Source organism: Paraburkholderia acidisoli, from assembly GCF_009789675.1.
Lineage (GTDB): Bacteria > Pseudomonadota > Gammaproteobacteria > Burkholderiales > Burkholderiaceae > Paraburkholderia > Paraburkholderia acidisoli.
Genome location: NZ_CP046913.1, coordinates 742,466 through 760,367, shown reverse-complemented (window position 1 = coordinate 760,367; position 17,902 = coordinate 742,466). Strand labels below are relative to the sequence as shown.

Here is a 17,902-nt window from a genome sequence, read left to right as displayed (position 1 = left end):
TTGATATGCGCACGATCGACAAACGACTCAACGCCAGGCTCGCGGACGTGCTCGTCAAGCGCGCGCCCACGCTCACGCTGGCGTACGACGCGCGCTGCAAGAGCCGCTTCGCGGCCACGCTCGACAGTGGCGAGGAAGTGGGTGTCGTGCTGCCGCGCGGCACGGTGCTGCGCGACGGCGACGTGCTCGTGGCCGACGACGGCGGCCTCGTGCGCGTGATCGCGGCGGCCGAAAGCGTGCTGCTCGTGCGCGCGCCCGATCGCCTCACGCTCATGCGCGCCGCGTATCACCTCGGCAATCGCCACACGCCCGTGGAAGTGGGCGTGGACGCGCTCAAGCTCGAAGCCGATCCCGTGCTCGAAGACATGCTCAAGCGCCTCGGCGCGCAGGTCGAACGCGCCGAGCTGCCGTTCCAGCCCGAAGCGGGCGCTTATGGCGGCGGGCATCGGCATGGTCACGACGCAACCTTCGCGGAAGACTACGCGCTCGCGCAAAGCGTGTACGACGAGCATCACGGGCATGCGCATTCGCACGATCATGGTCATGCTCATGCGCATGACCACGGACATTCGCACGACCACGCGCACGCGCACGCTCACGATCACAATCACGACGATCACGACCACCATGATCACGAATGCGGTCACGACCACGGCCATTGCGACGGTCACGCGCACGACCACAGCCATGAACATCGCTGAACTCACGGCGCTGCTGCACCTCGCTTCGCCGGCGCTGCCGATTGGCGCGTTCAGCTACTCGCAGGGACTCGAAGCGGCCATCGAAGCGAACCTGATCGCCAACGCCGAAGACGCTTCACGCTGGATCGCCGCCGGTCTCGACACCGTGCTCGCGCCCGGCGAACTGCCGTTTCTCGCGCATCAGCTCGAACGCTGGCGCGCGCACGACGCCGCGGCGCTGATCGAGGCGAACGCGGAATTCGTCGCGAGCCGCGAATCGGCGGAACTGCGCCGCGAAACTTCGCAGATGGGCTGGTCGTTGCGCCAGCTATGCGCGCAGCTCGAATGGGGCGATACCGAACGCCGCGCCACGCTCGATCGCATGACGCCCGTGGCGCAGCCCACGGCGTTCGCGTTCGCGGCCTTCGCGCACGACGCCGCCGCCGATGCCACGCTCGCCGCCTACGCGTTCAGCTGGGTCGAGAACCAGACCGCCGCCGCGCTCAAGGCCGTGCCGCTCGGTCAGGTCGCCGGGCAGCGCATTCTCGTCGCGCTGCGGCCCGCGATCGAACGCGCCGTGGCGCGCGCGCTCGCCACCCCGCCCGACTCGCTCAACACGTTCGCGCCGCAGCTCGGCATTTTGTCGTCGCGGCACGAATCGCAGTACTCCCGACTGTTCCGCTCCTGAATCGCTTCGCCACTGACACACCATGAATTCGCACGCACCCAGCAAACGAACCAAGAAACTGCCGCCGCTGCGCGTCGGCGTCGGCGGCCCGGTCGGCTCCGGCAAGACCACGCTGCTCGAAATGCTCTGCAAGGCGATGCGCGAGCGCTACGACCTCGTCGCCATCACCAACGACATCTACACCAAGGAAGATCAGCGCTTGCTGACGGTGGCGGGCGCGCTGCCCGCCGAGCGCATCATGGGCGTGGAAACGGGCGGCTGCCCGCACACGGCCATTCGCGAAGATGCGTCGATCAACCTCGAGGCTGTCGACCAGATGCTCACGCGTTTCCCCGACGCCGACATCGTGTTCATCGAGTCGGGCGGCGACAATCTCGCGGCCACCTTCAGCCCGGAGTTGTCGGACCTCACCATCTACGTGATCGACGTGGCGGGCGGCGAGAAGATTCCGCGCAAGGGCGGCCCCGGCATCACGAAGTCGGACCTGCTCGTCATCAACAAGACCGACCTCGCGCCGCTCGTGGGCGCGAATCTCGACATCATGGCGTCGGACGCGAAGAAGATGCGCGGCGAGCGGCCCTTCGTGATGTGCAACCTGAAGGCGCTCGACGGGCTCGATCAGGTGATGGGCTTCATCGAAAAGAAAGGGTTGCTGGTCGGCTGAGTTTTTTTCCGCCGATTGAGTCGAGATTTCGGCGAGATTTCGTCGATAACGCGCGGCACGCAAGCCTGCGTGCCGCCGTTTCAGATCAGCGCGGAGAGCACGTCCACCGTGCGCGCGGTCGCGCCGCGATGGCGTGCCGCGAAGGCCGCCGCCGCCGCGCCCATGGCGACGCGGCGCGACTTGTCCTCGAACAGTTCGCGCAAGGCGCGCGCGAGGTCGGCCGGGTCCTGCACCTGTTCGCAGGCACCGGCCGCTTTGGCGTCGGCGGTGGCTTGCGTGAAGTTGAACACGTGCGGGCCGATGAGCACCGGCACGCCCACCGCGCACGCTTCGATCAGGTTCTGGCCGCCCAACGGCAGCAAGCTTCCGCCGATGAACGCGAGATCGGCGGCGGCGTAGTACGCGCCCATTTCGCCCATCGAATCGCCGAGCAATATGTTCACGTCGTGCGGCAAGGCGTTGAGCGCCGCCGACGCCGCTACGGATACCGCCGATGCCTGTGACGAGCCGCCTTGCGCGTTCTTGCCCGGCGCCGCCGGTGCCCATTTCGAGCGCCGCGCGAGCTTCAAGCCCTTGCGTTCGACCAGCGCCGCCACTTCGTCGAAGCGCTGCGGATGGCGCGGCACGAGAATCAGCAGGGCGTCCGGCATCTTCAGCGCCTCGAACGCCTGCAACACGAGTTCTTCTTCGCCCTCGCGGGTGCTGGCCGCGACCCACACGGGCCGCGTGCCGATTGCGCGACGCCAGTCGCGGCCGCGTGCGATCAGCGCGGGCGGGCTCGCCATGTCGAACTTGAGATTGCCGAGCACGGCCACGTTGCGCGCGCCGAGCGCGCTCAGGCGTTCGGCGTCGGAAGGACTTTGCGCGAGCACGCGCGTGAAGCCGCCGAATACCTCGCGCGCGCCCGCGCCGAACTTCGCCGCGCGCTTCGCCGAACGGGCCGACATGCGCGCGTTGGTGAGCACGAGCGGCACGTCGGCGTGCTTGCATTCGTCGATGAGCGTGGGCCACACCTCGGTTTCCATCACCAGGCCGAGCGAGGGGCGCCACGCGCGCAGAAAGCGCCGCACCGCGTGCGGCATGTCGTAGGGCAGATAGCAGCGCAGCACGCGGTCGCCGAACAGCTGCTCGCCGGTGGCGCGGCCGCCCGGCGTCATGTGCGTGAGCAGGATGCGCGCGTCGGGGCGTGCGGCCAGCAGCGCGTCGACGAGCGGTTGCGCCGCGCGCGTCTCGCCCACGGACACGGCGTGCACCCAGATCAGCGGCGTGTCGTCCTCGGGCAGGCGCCCCGCCGAATAGCCGAAACGTTCGCCGATATGCTCGCGATAACCGCGCTCGCGCCGCGAACGGATGTAGAGCCGCAGCACCGCGAGCGGCGCGATCAGCCACCAGGCCGCGCGATAGATCGCTCTCAGCATCGGGCCTCCGCGCGCGCGGCGGCAATGGCAGGAGCGGCGGCATCGACATCGACGACATCGACATCGACATCGACGTAAAAAATCGGCGCCGCCGCGCGAACGGCGGCGGCCATCGTCACGCGCGCGCTCAAACCAGTTCCTTGCCTTTGAGGCGTTCGAGAATGCCGAGCGGCGCCCATTGCGGATGCACCATGTCTTTCGCGGGCAGGAAGAAGGTCTGTTCCATCATGAACTGCCCGGACATCACGGCGTGCGAGGTGTGATCGGAGAAGCAAACCCACACGCTGCCCGGCGGAAACCCGATGGTCTCCTGCGGGCACACCTTCTGATAGTCGAGGTCGGCCTTCATGCCGTCGTGCAGGTTCAGCATGAGATGGTCGTACTCGCTGCGCGCCGACTTGGTGATGTGCAGCAGATGCTGGAGCCACGCGGAGCCCGGCAACTGCGGCTTGATGTTGGGCAGGAAGCGCTTCGCCATGTCTTCGAACGGCTCGCCCACGCGCCACACGCGCGGCACGCCGTGCGGGTTCACGTTGGTGAAGACGCGCAGGATGCGCTCGCCGTAGTTGGGCCGCGACGGAAACGCATCCACGTGCAGACGCGAATCGTCCTTGCGCCACGAGGTCTGGCGCGTTTCCACCTGATGCAGACGCAGGCTCGTGGGCGCCACGCGCAGCTTGCCCGTGTACTCGGGAAAGAGGCCGTCCACCAGCGTGCGCGCGTTGGTCTGGTAACGCGCGATCAGCGCGCGCACGGCGGCCTGCGCGTTGGCGTCGCCGAGCACGCCGTGCAGCGCGCCGCCGTTCGGGTCGAGGCTGATGTTCTTGCGCTTGGGATCGGCGATAGCCGGGTCGAGCAGCGCGCGCTCATGACCTTCGATCGCGAAGGCCAGGTTCGGGAAGTACAGCACCTTGCCCTGCTCGACGGCGTCGAGGAGCGTCTCGCGCGGCTGCGAAAGCTGCTGGCCGTGCCAGTCGCCGGAAGTGATTTCGATGATCTGGGATTCGTTCATGGTCGCCCCTGGAAGCGATGGACCGGCATGGGTCCGCTTTGATCTGTGATCTGAATGCACGCGTGGCGCGTCGGCCTCGGGGCACAACGTGCCGTGTTGCGTCGTTGCGTGTTGCCTCGGCGCGTGTTGCGTCGTTGGCTACGCGCTGACTCGCGTGCGCGAGCCGATTTTTATACCCGCAGGTTCCGTGCGCCGCCTTGATACTTCGCAGCCGGTTTCGTCGCCGAAGCCGCCGCCGGTCAAGGCGCGCGCGATTCCCGCCGGTCAGAGCAGGCCGAAGCCCGCGAGCGCGCCCTTCACCTGCGCGAGCGTCGGCGGCTGGCCGGCCGTGCCCAGATTGACCACGTTCGGCGACCAGTAGCCGCCCGTGCGCCAGGCGGTCGCGAAATTGTACAACTCGACGGTCGGCCGCTTGAGCGCCGCCGCAATGTGCACGAGGCCCGTGTCCACGCCCACGGTGGCCGCCGCGCCCTCGATCAGCCCGACCACGGCGGGCAGCGACAGCCTCGGCGGCACGATTGCCGCTTCGCCGAATTCGCGCGCGAGCCGCTCGCTCGTCGCGCGCTCGGCCTCGCTGCCCCACGGCAGCACCAGCGAGGCGCCGCGCCGCACGAGCGCCTGCCCCAGCTCGATCCAGTTGGCGTCGGGCCATTGCTTGTCGGCGCGCGAGGTCGCGTGCACGAACACCACGTAAGGCACCGGCAGATTCAGCCCGACGCCCGCGAGCGCCTGCGCCGCGCGGAACGTGTCGATACCGAAGTCGATCTCGTCGCCGGGCGTGGGCGCCGGCAATTCCAGCGCGCCCGCCACCAGCTGGCGCGTGCGCTCGACCACGTGCGTGCGCGGCTCGATGCGGATCGCGCGGTCGTAGAAGAAGCGCACCGGCCACTCGTAGCCCGCGCCGTCGGTGCGATTGCCGAGGCCGACCAGCGGCCCGCGCGCCCAGCTCGCGACCCACGCGGTCTTGATGAGCCCCTGGCAGTCGATCACGAGGTCGTAGTTTTCGGCGGCCAGCGCCCGGCGAAACCCGCCAATCTCGCGCCAGTTCGCGCCCGAGAGCAGGCCCTTGCGCCAGCGGCGCAGCGAAAACGGAATCGCGCGGCGCACGCCGTGCACCAGCTCGACGAGCGACTGGAAGCTCTCTTCGACGAGCCAGTCGATCTGCGCGTCGGGATAGCGCCGGCGGATGTCGGCGATGGCGGGCATGTTGTGGACGACGTCGCCTAACGACGACACGCGCACGATGAGAATCTTTTGCACGCTCAAGCTCAAGGGGCGGACAGAGGAAAAAGGTCCGCAATTTTAGCGCGCCGGGCGCAGGCGCCGCAGGGAAAAGACGGAATGCGGCGAAAAGCGCGACGAAATGCGCGGTATTGGCAGCGAATTCACGCGTGAAAGCGGGCGAATTGCGTGCAGGATCGGCGCCCGGATGAAAAAACGGCGCCGCGCGAGCGGTGTCGCGCGGCGCCGTTTGATCCACGGATCAGCCGCCGGGCAGTGCAAAACGCGGCGGCAAACCCGGTGGCGAACGCCCTTAGAACGGCAGCTTCGCGTCCGGCTTTTCGGCGAGAATCACGCGCTTGAAGTCGGCCTGGATGCGCGCGAGCGCGGCGTCGTTGTCGGCTTCGAAGCGCATGACCACGACCGGCGTGGTGTTCGACGAACGCGCGAGGCCAAAGCCGTCCGGGTATTCCACGCGCAGACCGTCGATGGTGATGACTTCGTCGGCGCCCGTGAACTGGGCGTTCTTCTGCAGCTTGCCGATCAGCTCGAAGTTCTCGCCTTCTTCGAGCTTCAGTTGCAGTTCCGGCGTGGCGTGCGAGTTCGGCAGATCGTTGAGCAACTGGCTCGGATCCGGCACGCGCGAGAGGATTTCAAGCAGACGCGCGCCCGTGTACAGGCCGTCGTCGAAACCGTACCAGCGGTCCTTGAAGAACACGTGGCCGCTCATTTCGCCCGCCAGCGGCGCGCCGGTTTCGCGCAGCTTCGCCTTCACGAGCGAGTGGCCCGTCTTCCACATCAGCGGCTCGCCGCCCTTTTCCTTCACCCACTTCGCGAGGTTACGCGTGCACTTCACGTCGTAAATGATCTGCTTGCCCGGATTGCGCGAGAGCACTTCCTCGGCGAACAGCATGAGCTGGCGATCCGGGTAGATGATCTGGCCGTCCTTCGTGACGACGCCCAGGCGGTCGCCGTCGCCGTCGAACGCGAAGCCCACTTCGGTGTCCGCGTTGTCTTGCAGCGCGCGAATCACGTCCTGGAGGTTTTCCGGGTGCGCCGGGTCCGGGTGATGGTTCGGGAAGGTGCCGTCGACTTCGGTGAAGAGTTCGACGAGGTCGCAGCCGAGCGCCTTGAACAGACGCGGCGCGAGACCGCCCGCCACGCCGTTGCCCGTGTCGACGACGATCTTCATCGGGCGCGCGAGCTTCACGTCGCCAACGATGCGATCGACGTAGGCGTCGACGATGTCGTACTGCGTGTAACTGCCCTCGCCCGCGTCGAAGCGCTCGGCCACGATGCGTTCGTAGAGCGCCTGGATCTGCTCGCCGTAAATGGCCTTGCCGCGCAGGACCATCTTGAAGCCGTTGTAGTCGGGCGGGTTATGGCTGCCCGTCACGACGATGCACGAGTCGACGTTGCGCTCGCCGCCCGCGAGCTTGAGCGGCACGCTCGCCGCGAAGTAGCCCACGGGCGTGGGCACCATGCCAACGTCGACCACGTCGACGCCCGCTTCGCACAGGCCGTCGGCGAGCGCGTGCGAGAGTTCGGGGCCCGAGAGACGTCCGTCGCGCGCGATCACCACCGCGTCGCCGCCCTGTGCACGCACCTCGCTGCCGAATGCGCGGCCGATGGCGCGCGCCGTATCCGCGTCGAGCGTCTTGCCGATCACGCCGCGAATGTCATATGCCTTGAAAATCGATCTGGAAGTCATGTTGAGGCTCACCGTGCAGATGGAGGGATTCGAATTCGGGGTCTATTCGTAACACAGCCGCGTGACGCAACCTGCCTGCCGTTACGAAAAGTGGGATCCGTTACAAACTATAATTGCGGTCTTTCGGCCGTGGTATGTACCTATTTTAATGCGTCGCCGCCCCCTTTCATCGCCATTTTGTCCGCCAAACGGGGCGGAGATAGCACGCACGCCGCGTGCCCGGGATTTTTTATGCGCGACGCTTCGTCAGGCGCCTCACGAGGCGCAATGCTGAGCCTCAAACGCTTCACCAACCCCGACGTCGCGCGCGCGTTCGCGAACATCGTGTGGCTCGGGCTCGAACGTCTCACGCAGATCGCGGTGGCCATCGTCATCAGCGGGGTGCTCGCGCGCTATTTCGGCCCCGATGTGTTCGGCAAATGGCAGTACGCCAACACGCTGCTGCTGGTGCTCTCGCCCATCACCTGGGTATGCGGCGCCGAGATTCTCGTGCCAACCATCGTCAACCGGCCGCCGCAGGAACTCGGCACCGTGCTCGGCAGCGCGTTCGCGTTGCGCATCGGTGTCTCGGCGGCGGCGCTCGTGCTCACGTGGATCGGCATTGCGCTCGGCGCGACCGACCCGCTCGTGGGCGCCATGCTGGCCGGGCTTGTCGTGACGATGCTGTTCCGCGAGCCGTTCGTGGGCGTCATCAACGCGTGGCTGCAGAGCATGACGTACAGCAAGCCGCAATTGCTCGCGAGCATGACCACGGCCGCGATCAAGGCGTTGCTCGTGTTCCTGCTCGCGCGTGCCGCGTTCGCACCGGCGGCGTTCGGCTGGCTCTGGGCGCTCGAATCGGCGGCCATCGGCGCGGTGCTGCTGCTGTATTTCCGGCGCCGTCACGGCGGCAAGCTAGGCTGGCATGTGGACCGCGCGCTGTTCAGGCATTTCGCCACGGCGGGCACGGTGTTCTGGCTCGGCCTGATCTGCATGTACCTCTTTCTCAAGCTCGACCGGCTGATGCTCGAGCGCACCATTTCGTTCGCCGATCTCGGCCGCTACTCGGCCGCGCAGCAGCTCAACGAAAACTGGATCACGCTCGCGCTGATGCTCTCGCAGACCATTGCGCCCGCCTTCGTGTATCGCGTGCAAGAGACCGCGCAACTGCGCCGCAATCTCGTGCGCCTCTTCGCGCTCACGGCGCTCGTGATGGTCGCGGGCGCGCTGCTGCTCGACGCGCTCGCGGGCTTTATCATCGGCCGCGTGTTCGGACCGGCGTACGAAGGCGCGATCGGCATATTCCGCTGGGCCGTGTGGCTTTCGGTGCCTGCGGGGCTCGAAGCGATCGGTAATCTCGTCGTGCTCAAATATCAGGCGAAGTACGTGCTGCTCGCGAAATGGCTGCTCGCGCTCGCGGTGGCGTTCGCCGTCAATCTCGTGGCGATCGCGCGCTTCGGCGCCTATGGCGCGCTGCTGGGCCTCGCCGCCGGTTATCTCGCGGCGGCCTGCGTGAACCTCTACTACATCCGCTTCAAGCTCGCTTCATGACGAATTCCGTTGCTGGGTCGCCTCCTCAGATGTTTGCCCAGGTGTCCGGCCGCCAAGGCGCGCTCGCCGACGTTGCCGTGCTCATGCCCGCCTACAACGGTCAGGCCGATGTCGAGCGCACGCTTGCTTCGTTCGCGGAAGACGCGCCCCTCTACGCGCTGATCGTCGACGACGGCAGCGCGCCGCCGATCGTCGCGCCGAACGTGCCGGGCATGCAGGTGGAAGTCGTGCGGATGGCGCAAAACGGCGGCATCGAGCGCGCATTGCAGGCCGGCATCGAGGCGCTGGCCGCGCGCGGCTTTCAGTACGCGGCGCGTATCGACGCGGGCGATCTGGCCGTGCCGCACCGGCTCGCGAAGCAGCGCGCGCGCATGGAAGCCGAGCCCAGACTCGCGGCACTCGGCACCTGGACGCAGGTCGTAAATCAGGCGGGCGAGCCGCTATTCATGCTGCGCCCCGCCGCCGACGCGCTCACATTGCGCCGCACGCGCCTGCTCATCGCGCCGCTCGTGCATCCTTCGGTGATGCTGCGTGTGGCGGCCGTGATCGACGTGGGCAACTATCGCGTGCAGTATCCGGCCGCGGAAGACCTCGACCTGTTCCTGCGCCTCATGGAGCGCTACGACTGCGGGAATCTGCCAGAACTCGGGCTTTATTACGAGTTGAACGAAGGCGGGATCAGCGCGACGAAGCGGCGCAAGCAGATTACGTCGACGTTGCGGTTGCAACTGCGTTACTGGAATGTGCTGAACTGGCGGGATTGGGCTGGCATCGCGAAGACCTTGCTGCACTTCGTGACGCCGTATCGGATGTTGCAGAAGGTGAAGCGGGCGTGGTTCGGGCGGGGCGTTTAGGCTGAAACGTTCAAGCGCATCGAGCCACTCTTGCGGCTTACCAACTTCGTGTCCGGCGTCGAGGTGTTCGAGCCGCGCGACTGCAACGCGGCCGCCTACGCGAGCGCTCGCCGATAGCGACGCAGGTACGCAGCCGCGATCAAGGTTTCGTCGTCGCGTGGGCGTCGTGCGTAAAGCGCCCGTTCAAGTGCATCCGGAACGAAGCCCTGGTCATCGAACGGCTGACTCGCCAACCGACGATACGGCGAGCGAACACATCGATCACGAAAGCCACATACGACCCGCCCGGCTACGTCGAAACGTAGGTGAAATCCGAAACCCAGAGCGGGTTCGGCCGTGCCGTCTTCTCGGGCCGTGTTACGAGCCGAACCAAGGTGGTACCGCTAAAAAATCAAGCCCCGCCCTGCCACTCCGTAATACTTTGCGTGATTGGCGCCTGCCGCATTCCCTGTTGCCTGCGCTCGAAAACCACGACGCTGTCATAGCACACGATCGAATCAGTCGATTTCGTAAAATTCGAGATCGGCACCGCGCCTCTTGAATGAATTGCATTTAATTCATCCATTTTATTTTTTGTAAATTCCATAAAACTTCCCGGCTCGCGAAGACCACCTTGATATTCCGGCCAGTAACACGTATGCGTGTCCTCGACAATATAAACGCCATTCCGATCGACTCTTTCGTACATCAAATCGAATGAAGTTGTCATATGCCGCATCATATGGCTTCCATCATCCAGAACAATATCGACATGTGGATATTTTTTGAATATCTGGTTGATGAGATCCGGATCATCTTGGCTTCCAATAAAAATCTCGATGCCTTCCGCTTCATGGGCCTTGCAATCGGGATTGATATCAATCCCGATTATTTTACAATCCTGCCCGAAAAACTCCTTCCACATGGCAAGCGACCCTCCTCCGAAAACACCTATCTCGATCATGACCGGCGCCTTACCTCTGAAACGAGCTAAATGTCGCTCATAAATATCAAAATAATGAACCCATTTATGAAGTCGTTTATGGGAATTATTCAGAAAGTATTTATGCAGAAACCCGTCAGTCATGCACGTCACCTTTATCAAAGATAGCCAGTGGAGTGTTTAAACGACAAGAACCATCATATACCATGCTTCGCGATCGAAGCGTTTTAACCAAGGCCCGGCTCGCTCAACGCCTCGAAAGAACAGGCGTCACCTTCATTGAGGTTGCCACGGGTTTCGTGTATCTGCCTGCCATTCTCGCTGCCTGCAGCCGGAATACCCGGCTATGCCGTCTCCCAGCGGATTGACACTGGCTTACGCTCGCTGCGTTGAGTGCTGCGAGGCACGACGTATCCTCCAATCAACTGAAATGACTCTGACCGCGCCGTTCAGCCTCTGGGGTTCACTCCACTTACGTATCTGCGTTCTGTTGACTCGCATACGGTGACACGCCCGACGCGTCACCGTATGCAGCATTCATCTCATTGGGACACCATGATCGTTTGTTTGGCCGCGCAAACGAATCCTTGATTTCCAGACTGAACGATAACGCTGATCCCATACTGCCCGGGAGTCAACGAGCTAAGGTTCGTACGTGCCTCATAGCCGGCGTCGGCAAGCGTGGACGGCAACTTCAGGCCCTCGGGTATATCCGGCCGATAAAGTCCAAGCTTTGCGTTTGCGAAATATGACTTGCCGTTTGAGGATTCGAGTCGAATGAAAACCGCGTCCGGCAAACGCACGTTCTTTGCGTCGATGGCCCAGCCGGTCAGCGATATCGTATCCCGCGTCGAGACGGTGGGCACGCCCACGTAGCCCCGATTGTTAAGCATGTCAATGCTGCAAATTCCGGGACTCTCTGTCTGCGCCATCGTGAAACCCGTTGGCACTTGCGCCGAGGCGGGTGCGGGCGGCAAATATCGCTGGCAGTCGACGAGCGACTTGCAACTGGTCTTGACAGGGAATACCACGCCACTGATTTGGCCTACCACATCTTTTCGCGCGTACACGGTATAGAAGTAGTTTCCCAGGTCCGCGAAGGTGCGGTCGAAGATTTTGACCGGCACGTAGTCAGGGCTGTAGTTGTACGGCGTCATTGGCGTGGTGCCAGGCGCGTTCTCGAGAATCACGATCTCGGGATGATATTTCTCGAGCAGCGGCGCAGACTCGTACTTTCTATTCAGGAACGATGCGTCATACACATATCGATGTGAAAAATACGCAGGGTTGCCCCACATCGTGAGAACCCGGAAGGAAGGCGGAGTATGCTCCGCCACCCATTTACCCGCATCGGTTCGATCTCGCTCTTGATATGCCAGGAACAACTTGTAATCTTGAGCACGAGCCATTTGCGGCTTAACCTGAATACCCACTGTCAGCAGCAACATCAGCGCGACCAGTATGGCCGCGGGAAATGCCGCCGGACGGCGCTGCCACCGGCTGAACGCGTTGGCGATTTCCGCTACGCCCACGCTTCCAAGCAGGAAGAGCGTGTAGAGCGACGGCATGCTGTACCAATCGTACGGTTCGAACGGATGTTTCGCCGTGTACGCAATGACATGCGTCACGAGAGTGCCGAGCGCAAAGATCGTCAAAGACGCGCGCTGCCGTCCACACCGCAGTATCCCGAAAGCGGCGAACGCCGTGACTATCCAGTGGCCGGTCCCCCAAAGAACCAACTTCGAGAACCAGCCCGTGCCGATGATTTGCGGCATGTCCTCTTGATGGAGCGCTTTGGTCAGAAAAGAGTTGGGGACCGGTGCGCCGAAATAGATCCACGCGAACAGATACCAGGCGAGCGCGATAATGGCCGCGATTACGAGCGACCGAACGGGTATGCGCAGCCGTTGATTCTGGAGAGCGTGCGCGATAATAAGCAGTGCACCGAGGGGAATAAGGTCCAGCTTGTGAATCATTAGCAAGCCGGCCGAGATGCCTACGGCTACATCACCACGCCGATTGAGAATGCAGTCCAGCGCCAACGTCATGAGCGCGAAGGTCAGCGGCGTCTCAAGTCCGTTTCCCGCGTAGAACATCGCGCTGGAATCCAACGCGAAAAAAACGACGAATGCCGTGGCCGCCACCCAATCTAACCGTCTCAGCAGCAACGTCGACGTGTAAGCGAGACTCACTACTGACAGCGCCACGCTGCCCGCGACGAGTGCAACGGTAGGCTCGACGCCCAGTCGAATCGGCAACGCGAGAAGCAGAGCGAAAAACGGTGCGCTGGCTCCCCAGATTGGCTTTTCACCCGGATTCCAGACCCAAAACTCACCGTGGGCCATGTTTTCCGCGTATCGCAGGAAAAAGGCCGCGTCATCGGGAATCTCAACGCCCAGGCGTATTTTTATGGCGAATAGAAATATCGCGGCCACGGCCACAAAGAAAATCACGTCCCGCCTGGTGTGGCTTTGAATATCCACGTTTGAGCCCCTCTGATCGATTCTGGAGAAGATGAAATTTTTGCGGCGCATTGGGCGCTACGACGGGTAGCGGCGCGGGTCGCCCGTAAGATTTCCCGCGCTACCCGAAAACGGACCACGGCATTATACGGTAGCGAAATGGTGCATCCCGCGCCGGGCACGCGATGGGCTTCAGGCCACCAGGCCGCTGAAAATGGACGGCGGGACGATGTCGCGGATTCAACTGCATAGCCTCTCCTGACGATCGGCCAAGAGGGCCAACTCAAGGGGAAGCTTCGTAACCGGGGCGCGCTTCCCCCGCGCCTGGCAATTCATCGCCGCGCTTGTCGATTCGCGGTGCGCAACGTTTCATGAGCGCTCGATAAAGCGCGAATCGTGCGCAAGCTATTACCGGCGTGGCATCGGAGTGGCGACCCGCGCCACGCCCATTTTGGACGGAAACGCCTCCCGCCTCGTCTTCGGATCGAAGGCCCCCTCAGTCGCTGGAGACGCGGCAGAACCGTCCGGTGCGATAGACGAATGCCTGAAGTCCGTGCGCTCCGGGCCGCGCGAAACCAATCCAGCCGCTCTCCGACCCCGAGCCCTTCATGATGGCCGCCACGTCCGGGCGCTTACGGCCAACCAGCCCGTAGCCTACGGTTTTGCCGCTGCCGTCCGTCAAAACGATCAGGGTGTCGCGTTTCGCGAGGACCCAACCGGACGCCACCTGGACGCCATCCGCATCGGTCGTCGATCGATCGAAGTGGCCCACGCAATCGGTCGCGAGCTTCTGCGGATCGAACCGTACGACACCCGCGTCTTGCAGCCATGCCTGGCTAAAGATTCCGAATCGGTGCGCCGCAGCCCACTTCGTATAGTCGACAAAGCGGGTTCGCCACGGCTCCGCTTGCGGGAACGAGAGCAGCAGATACCCCTCGCGGTCCAGACCGATCTTGTTGCTCAGCAGCCCCAGTTTGCGCTCGTAAATATACGAATTGTCGGCGAACGCGCCTTTTTGCGAGACCGCCGTCACGGCGGCCAGAAGCAGCATGAGCACTGTCACAATGCGTCGCGGCCGCAGCGGCAGCACATCATAGGCCAGCATGGCGAACGCGAACCAGACCAGCAGCGAGCCCGTGGCGTAGCGGCTCAGCACCGCTTGAGAGTAGCCGCCGCCCGAACGGCCGAGCGTCACCATCACCACGCACGCCACGGCAAAAAGCCAGACGCCGATCAGAAAACCGCGGTACCAGGTGACCCGCTTCCTCAACCAGAGCCACGCCACCAATACGAGGCTCGCGACAAACGTCATGGCGCCGACCAGCATGCTCACCGAGATTGCCGCGTTAATCTGGCAGAGCGGGTTTCCCAGTGTCAACGCGAAAAATTTCAGCAAAAACAGCAGATGCGAACCCGCTTCCGATTCCGGCCGCGGGCCGTCGGCGGGCGCCAGGTGATAGAAGTACGGCGGAATGGTGACGACAGCGATGAGCAGCGCCGCAAGGCCCTCCTTCAATGGACGTCGCAATACCACTGTCAGCGCCAGTAGAACGAGCGGTACGCCGAGACCGTTTCCCATCGACAATTCGGAAAGGATCGACATGACCAGCGCAATGCCGAATCGCCTGTATGCAGACCATTCTTCGCGCGTAAAAGCGTATATCGACCAGACAGCGAAAAAATACGCCGACGTAACCTGAAAAACAAAACCCCAGGTCAGCGATTCCGATTGCGACCAGGAATACAGCAATGCGGCGCCAAGGCCGATTGCCAGCACGCGAGCGGCACCGGCACTCCGTTTAGCGATGAAATACACGACGCCGCCCAGTGTGACCAGTTCACCGATAAACAGAATGGCATGGCTGCCGTGAAACAACGTGATATCCAGCCATGCGAGCACGCGCGTCGTGAAAATGCGGTGCTGAACGTGATTCTCGAACCACGGGCTGACGCCACCCACTTCGTGAATGCGGCGATAGAAGCCGAGGTAGCCGTCCCACTCGTCCCAGAAAATGGTGGCCGAGCCGAAACGCCAGACGCCCACACAGGTCGTCACCGTGACGAATGCCCCGAGTAACAGGGCGAAAAGTGTGATCGTCCGATCGATGCCGACGCCGTTTTTTGCTTGAGTCATCTTGTTCCCACGAAAGGCGGAACGATAACACGCCCTATCTGCCGCTTTGGCGAACGCGGCTTGCGAATCTGGAGCGCCGCGCGGCCCGGCCTTGAGCGAACGAAGCACGCGTTACGCAGGAATCCACTACCGCGCCGAACCCGACATGGCCGCAGGCGAGGCACTTTCCGTGCGCTCCCCGGGTACCCGCATTTTCAGGAACGGATATTCAACGAAACGATACGTCACGGCGGACAACCCGATCACCACGACGGCAACGCTACCGGTAATGACCCAGAACACGTGGACAGGCAAAGTCTGCACATCCCGGAAGTGATTGACCAGCCGGAACGTGAGATACAAAAGATAGTTGTGCGTCAGATAAACGCTATAACTGATCATCCCGAGAACACGCGCAGCCCGCGAAGTGAGAATGCCAAAGAACGAATTCCCGGATGCGACCACGAGAAAAATGCCAAAGAATAGCGGTGCATATCTGGGATCATAAGCCGTTGGTGTTTCATGCAGAATCGCCGCACTCATTACGACAATGAGCAATGAACCCACTACGCCGCGCAAGACATTCTTGATTTGCGGAAACTGAAAGAGCAGCGTTGCGGTCAGCGCGCCATAGAGGAAATACCACTCGACGTTATTGACCGAATGCCAGGCGATCAGCAACGCCGAAACCACAAAGAGAATCCAGCTTCCTCGACGGTTCGCGAAGAACATCATCAACGGAAAAAGCAGATAGAAGTCCCACTCGTACACCAGCGACCAGTACACCGTGTTGATGTATTTTGTGTTCACCATGCCGTTCACATCGGGTTGCCCCGGAAGCGTGAACAGCAGCCAGGACGTGATATCCCTGAAAAGCTGCATCAGCGGGTAATTCAGGCGGAAATGCGTGAGCGCCAACGCCGTGACGATCAATGCACCCGACGACACCACGTACATCGGCACCATGCGGGTAATGCGCGACCAGAAGAACCGCCGCAGATCCATGCGGCCTTGCGCCTTGAGCGCGCGCGTCCAGAACAGCAACGCCGTCACCATGAAGAACATCGCGACGGCGCCTTGACCGAGCAAGGTGCCGAGTCTCGAAGGAGGCACGTCCCAACGGCCGGTCGCATAGTAAAAATAAGTGATCACCGCGTGGTGATACATGACGGCAATCGCCAGGAATCCGCGCAGTCCGTCGATGGAATGAAAGCGCGTGGCCGACAACTCCTCGTCGACCTGTTGCCGATAAAACGACGATCTTCTATCAATGACTTTCGCGATCAGAAACAGGAGCGCCGTGACAATCAGCGTGGGCAAGACGAGCCCAGGAAAACCGGCAAGAGGCATCGATTCCTCAGAATGAATAGGGCAGCAGACAGGTAGCGCACTTCGAACGCGCAGACCGACGTAACAGGCGAGACGCGCGGGCTACGGCCGACCCTTTGTTTCAGAGGCGGCCGCGCGCGAGGGGTTCAGCACGCCAACGTCACGCGCGAGACAAACCCGGGAGAACCATCGCGACAGGCGTATCGAAGCGGATTCGACAGGCAGAAATGCGATGGCGCCCAGAAGACAAAGCGGCACGGTTGCCATGACCACATAGTTGGCCGCCGCCTGCTTGCCGAGACCATGCGACTCGAGGGTCAAGAAGAACCATGACGTGAAGCTCAGCAACACAAACATGTGCGTCAGGTAAAGCGGAAAGGAAATATGTCCGAGGGAGCGCGATATCGGCCACTCGAACACACGCCGGGCTGGCGCGCAGAACGAGACGGACAGTACCGAGAACGCCGCTAGCATCGAAAGAAAACGCGCGTCGCGGGGATAAGGCGTGTAGATCGATGCGGCGACACAGCCGATCAACGTGAGCACGGCGAGATACGGTGCGACCGACTCCAGCACGGAACGCAACCGGCTGCGCGCGTGATACGTGTCCGCAATCACAATGCCAAACACAAAGGCGAGCAACGGACTGTTGATCAGCGCGCAAACCAGCGCGGCGCCCAGATAGGCAATCACACGGTTCGACACACCGAATACGGCGAGCAGACCGACCACCAGCATCGAACCATACAGCTCGATACTCATCGTCCAGAGCACGCCGTTATACGAATGCTGCGGATCGTAGTTGAAGAACACGTCGAACAGCGCGAACTTCAGGCAATCGACAAAAGACGCAGTGAAGCCGTAGGCCGAATCGAGCCACGGACTATTGACCGCCGCCGCCGCCGCGTGATTGAACATGAGCCCCGAGCGCCACACGAGAAAGCCGATCAGTGACGATGCGAGAATCGGCAGCGTCAAGCGCGGATAGCGCTTTACCGCCAGCGACGTGAGTGATTTGACGCTTTTCGTCGAAAAGTATTGCCAGGACAGGGCAAAACCCGACACCACGAAAAAAACGTACACGGCGAAGTCGCCGTCGGTCGGAAACAGCAAAAACGGCTTGTTCAACGCGGGCGCCGCCGTGGATGCCACGCCTCGAATCAGATGCGCCAGCAGAACCATGATCGCAGCCCAACCGCGCAAGCCATCCAGGAAGCCATTTCTCTGCGTGGTCGGGCCGTTCATCTCGGACACATTGAGTCACCTTTCTGGACGAAGCGGACATCATAACCGCTCGT

The 17,902-nt window shown here is 62.6% G+C and carries 15 protein-coding genes and 1 pseudogene; 5 read left to right on the top strand and 11 right to left on the bottom strand.

The window, feature by feature from the left end:
• Positions 1–5: 5 nt before the first annotated feature.
• The 3 genes from ureE to ureG are packed head-to-tail and all read left to right on the top strand — an operon-like array spanning position 6 to position 2,032.
• Positions 6–701, top strand: coding sequence for an urease accessory protein UreE (gene ureE / locus FAZ98_RS03240; RefSeq protein WP_158948725.1), 696 nt, complete (start codon positions 6–8; stop codon positions 699–701).
• The gene (locus FAZ98_RS03235) at positions 688–1,368 is read left to right on the top strand and encodes an urease accessory protein UreF (protein ID WP_158951848.1); all 681 of its coding nucleotides are present in this window, start codon (positions 688–690) and stop codon (positions 1,366–1,368) included. Before ureE ends, FAZ98_RS03235 begins: the two co-directional genes overlap by 14 nt.
• A gap of 22 nt (positions 1,369–1,390) precedes the next feature.
• Complete coding sequence (ureG, locus tag FAZ98_RS03230; RefSeq protein WP_158948723.1) at positions 1,391–2,032, top strand: urease accessory protein UreG; 642 nt, start codon at positions 1,391–1,393, stop codon at positions 2,030–2,032.
• A gap of 80 nt (positions 2,033–2,112) precedes the next feature.
• Here the strand turns inward: ureG and waaA are convergent, their stop codons facing one another.
• The 5 genes from waaA to FAZ98_RS03205 form a co-directional block, all read right to left on the bottom strand.
• Complete coding sequence (waaA, locus tag FAZ98_RS03225; RefSeq protein WP_158948721.1) at positions 2,113–3,450, bottom strand: lipid IV(A) 3-deoxy-D-manno-octulosonic acid transferase; 1,338 nt, start codon at positions 3,448–3,450, stop codon at positions 2,113–2,115.
• The gene (locus FAZ98_RS03220) at positions 3,444–3,581 is read right to left on the bottom strand and encodes a hypothetical protein (protein WP_158948719.1); all 138 of its coding nucleotides are present in this window, start codon (positions 3,579–3,581) and stop codon (positions 3,444–3,446) included. Before FAZ98_RS03220 ends, waaA begins: the two co-directional genes overlap by 7 nt.
• Complete coding sequence (locus FAZ98_RS03215) at positions 3,578–4,462, bottom strand: Kdo hydroxylase family protein (protein ID WP_158948717.1); 885 nt, start codon at positions 4,460–4,462, stop codon at positions 3,578–3,580. Before FAZ98_RS03215 ends, FAZ98_RS03220 begins: the two co-directional genes overlap by 4 nt.
• A 264-nt stretch (positions 4,463–4,726) precedes the next feature.
• Positions 4,727–5,722, bottom strand: a complete 996-nt coding sequence (waaC, locus tag FAZ98_RS03210; protein ID WP_158948715.1) for a lipopolysaccharide heptosyltransferase I — start codon at positions 5,720–5,722, stop codon at positions 4,727–4,729.
• A 274-nt stretch (positions 5,723–5,996) separates the two neighbouring features.
• Positions 5,997–7,394 (bottom strand): phosphomannomutase/phosphoglucomutase, encoded by a 1,398-nt coding sequence (locus tag FAZ98_RS03205; protein WP_158948713.1) that lies wholly within the window; start codon positions 7,392–7,394, stop codon positions 5,997–5,999.
• Positions 7,395–7,661: 267 nt separating this feature from the next.
• On the opposite strand from FAZ98_RS03205, the gene FAZ98_RS03200 reads away from it, so the two are divergent.
• Both FAZ98_RS03200 and FAZ98_RS03195 read left to right on the top strand, forming a co-directional pair.
• Positions 7,662–8,924, top strand: a complete 1,263-nt coding sequence (locus tag FAZ98_RS03200) for an oligosaccharide flippase family protein (protein ID WP_158948711.1) — start codon at positions 7,662–7,664, stop codon at positions 8,922–8,924.
• Between the two features lie 29 nt (positions 8,925–8,953).
• Positions 8,954–9,778, top strand: coding sequence for a glycosyltransferase (locus FAZ98_RS03195; RefSeq protein ID WP_233272652.1), 825 nt, complete (start codon positions 8,954–8,956; stop codon positions 9,776–9,778).
• Positions 9,779–9,915: 137 nt separating this feature from the next.
• Here the strand turns inward: FAZ98_RS03195 and FAZ98_RS03190 are convergent.
• The 6 genes and pseudogenes from FAZ98_RS03190 to FAZ98_RS03165 all read right to left on the bottom strand — a co-directional run.
• Positions 9,916–10,139, bottom strand: a pseudogene (locus FAZ98_RS03190) (DDE-type integrase/transposase/recombinase); the annotation flags it as partial.
• A gap of 30 nt (positions 10,140–10,169) precedes the next feature.
• Positions 10,170–10,844 carry a CmcI family methyltransferase gene (locus tag FAZ98_RS03185; RefSeq protein WP_158948707.1) on the bottom strand — a complete coding sequence of 225 codons (675 nt, stop codon included), beginning with the start codon at positions 10,842–10,844 and terminating at the stop codon, positions 10,170–10,172.
• 398 nt (positions 10,845–11,242) lie between these two features.
• Positions 11,243–13,183 carry a glycosyltransferase family 87 protein gene (locus FAZ98_RS03180; protein WP_158948705.1) on the bottom strand — a complete coding sequence of 647 codons (1,941 nt, stop codon included), beginning with the start codon at positions 13,181–13,183 and terminating at the stop codon, positions 11,243–11,245.
• Positions 13,184–13,658: 475 nt separating this feature from the next.
• Complete coding sequence (locus FAZ98_RS03175; protein ID WP_158948703.1) at positions 13,659–15,296, bottom strand: hypothetical protein; 1,638 nt, start codon at positions 15,294–15,296, stop codon at positions 13,659–13,661.
• A 126-nt stretch (positions 15,297–15,422) separates the two neighbouring features.
• A complete protein-coding gene (locus FAZ98_RS03170; RefSeq protein WP_158948701.1) occupies positions 15,423–16,625 on the bottom strand; it encodes an acyltransferase family protein in 1,203 nt (400 codons plus the stop codon).
• An 81-nt stretch (positions 16,626–16,706) separates the two neighbouring features.
• Positions 16,707–17,849: an acyltransferase family protein gene (locus FAZ98_RS03165; RefSeq protein ID WP_233272688.1), complete on the bottom strand. Its 1,143-nt coding sequence runs from the start codon at positions 17,847–17,849 to the stop codon at positions 16,707–16,709.
• Positions 17,850–17,902: the final 53 nt, after the last annotated feature.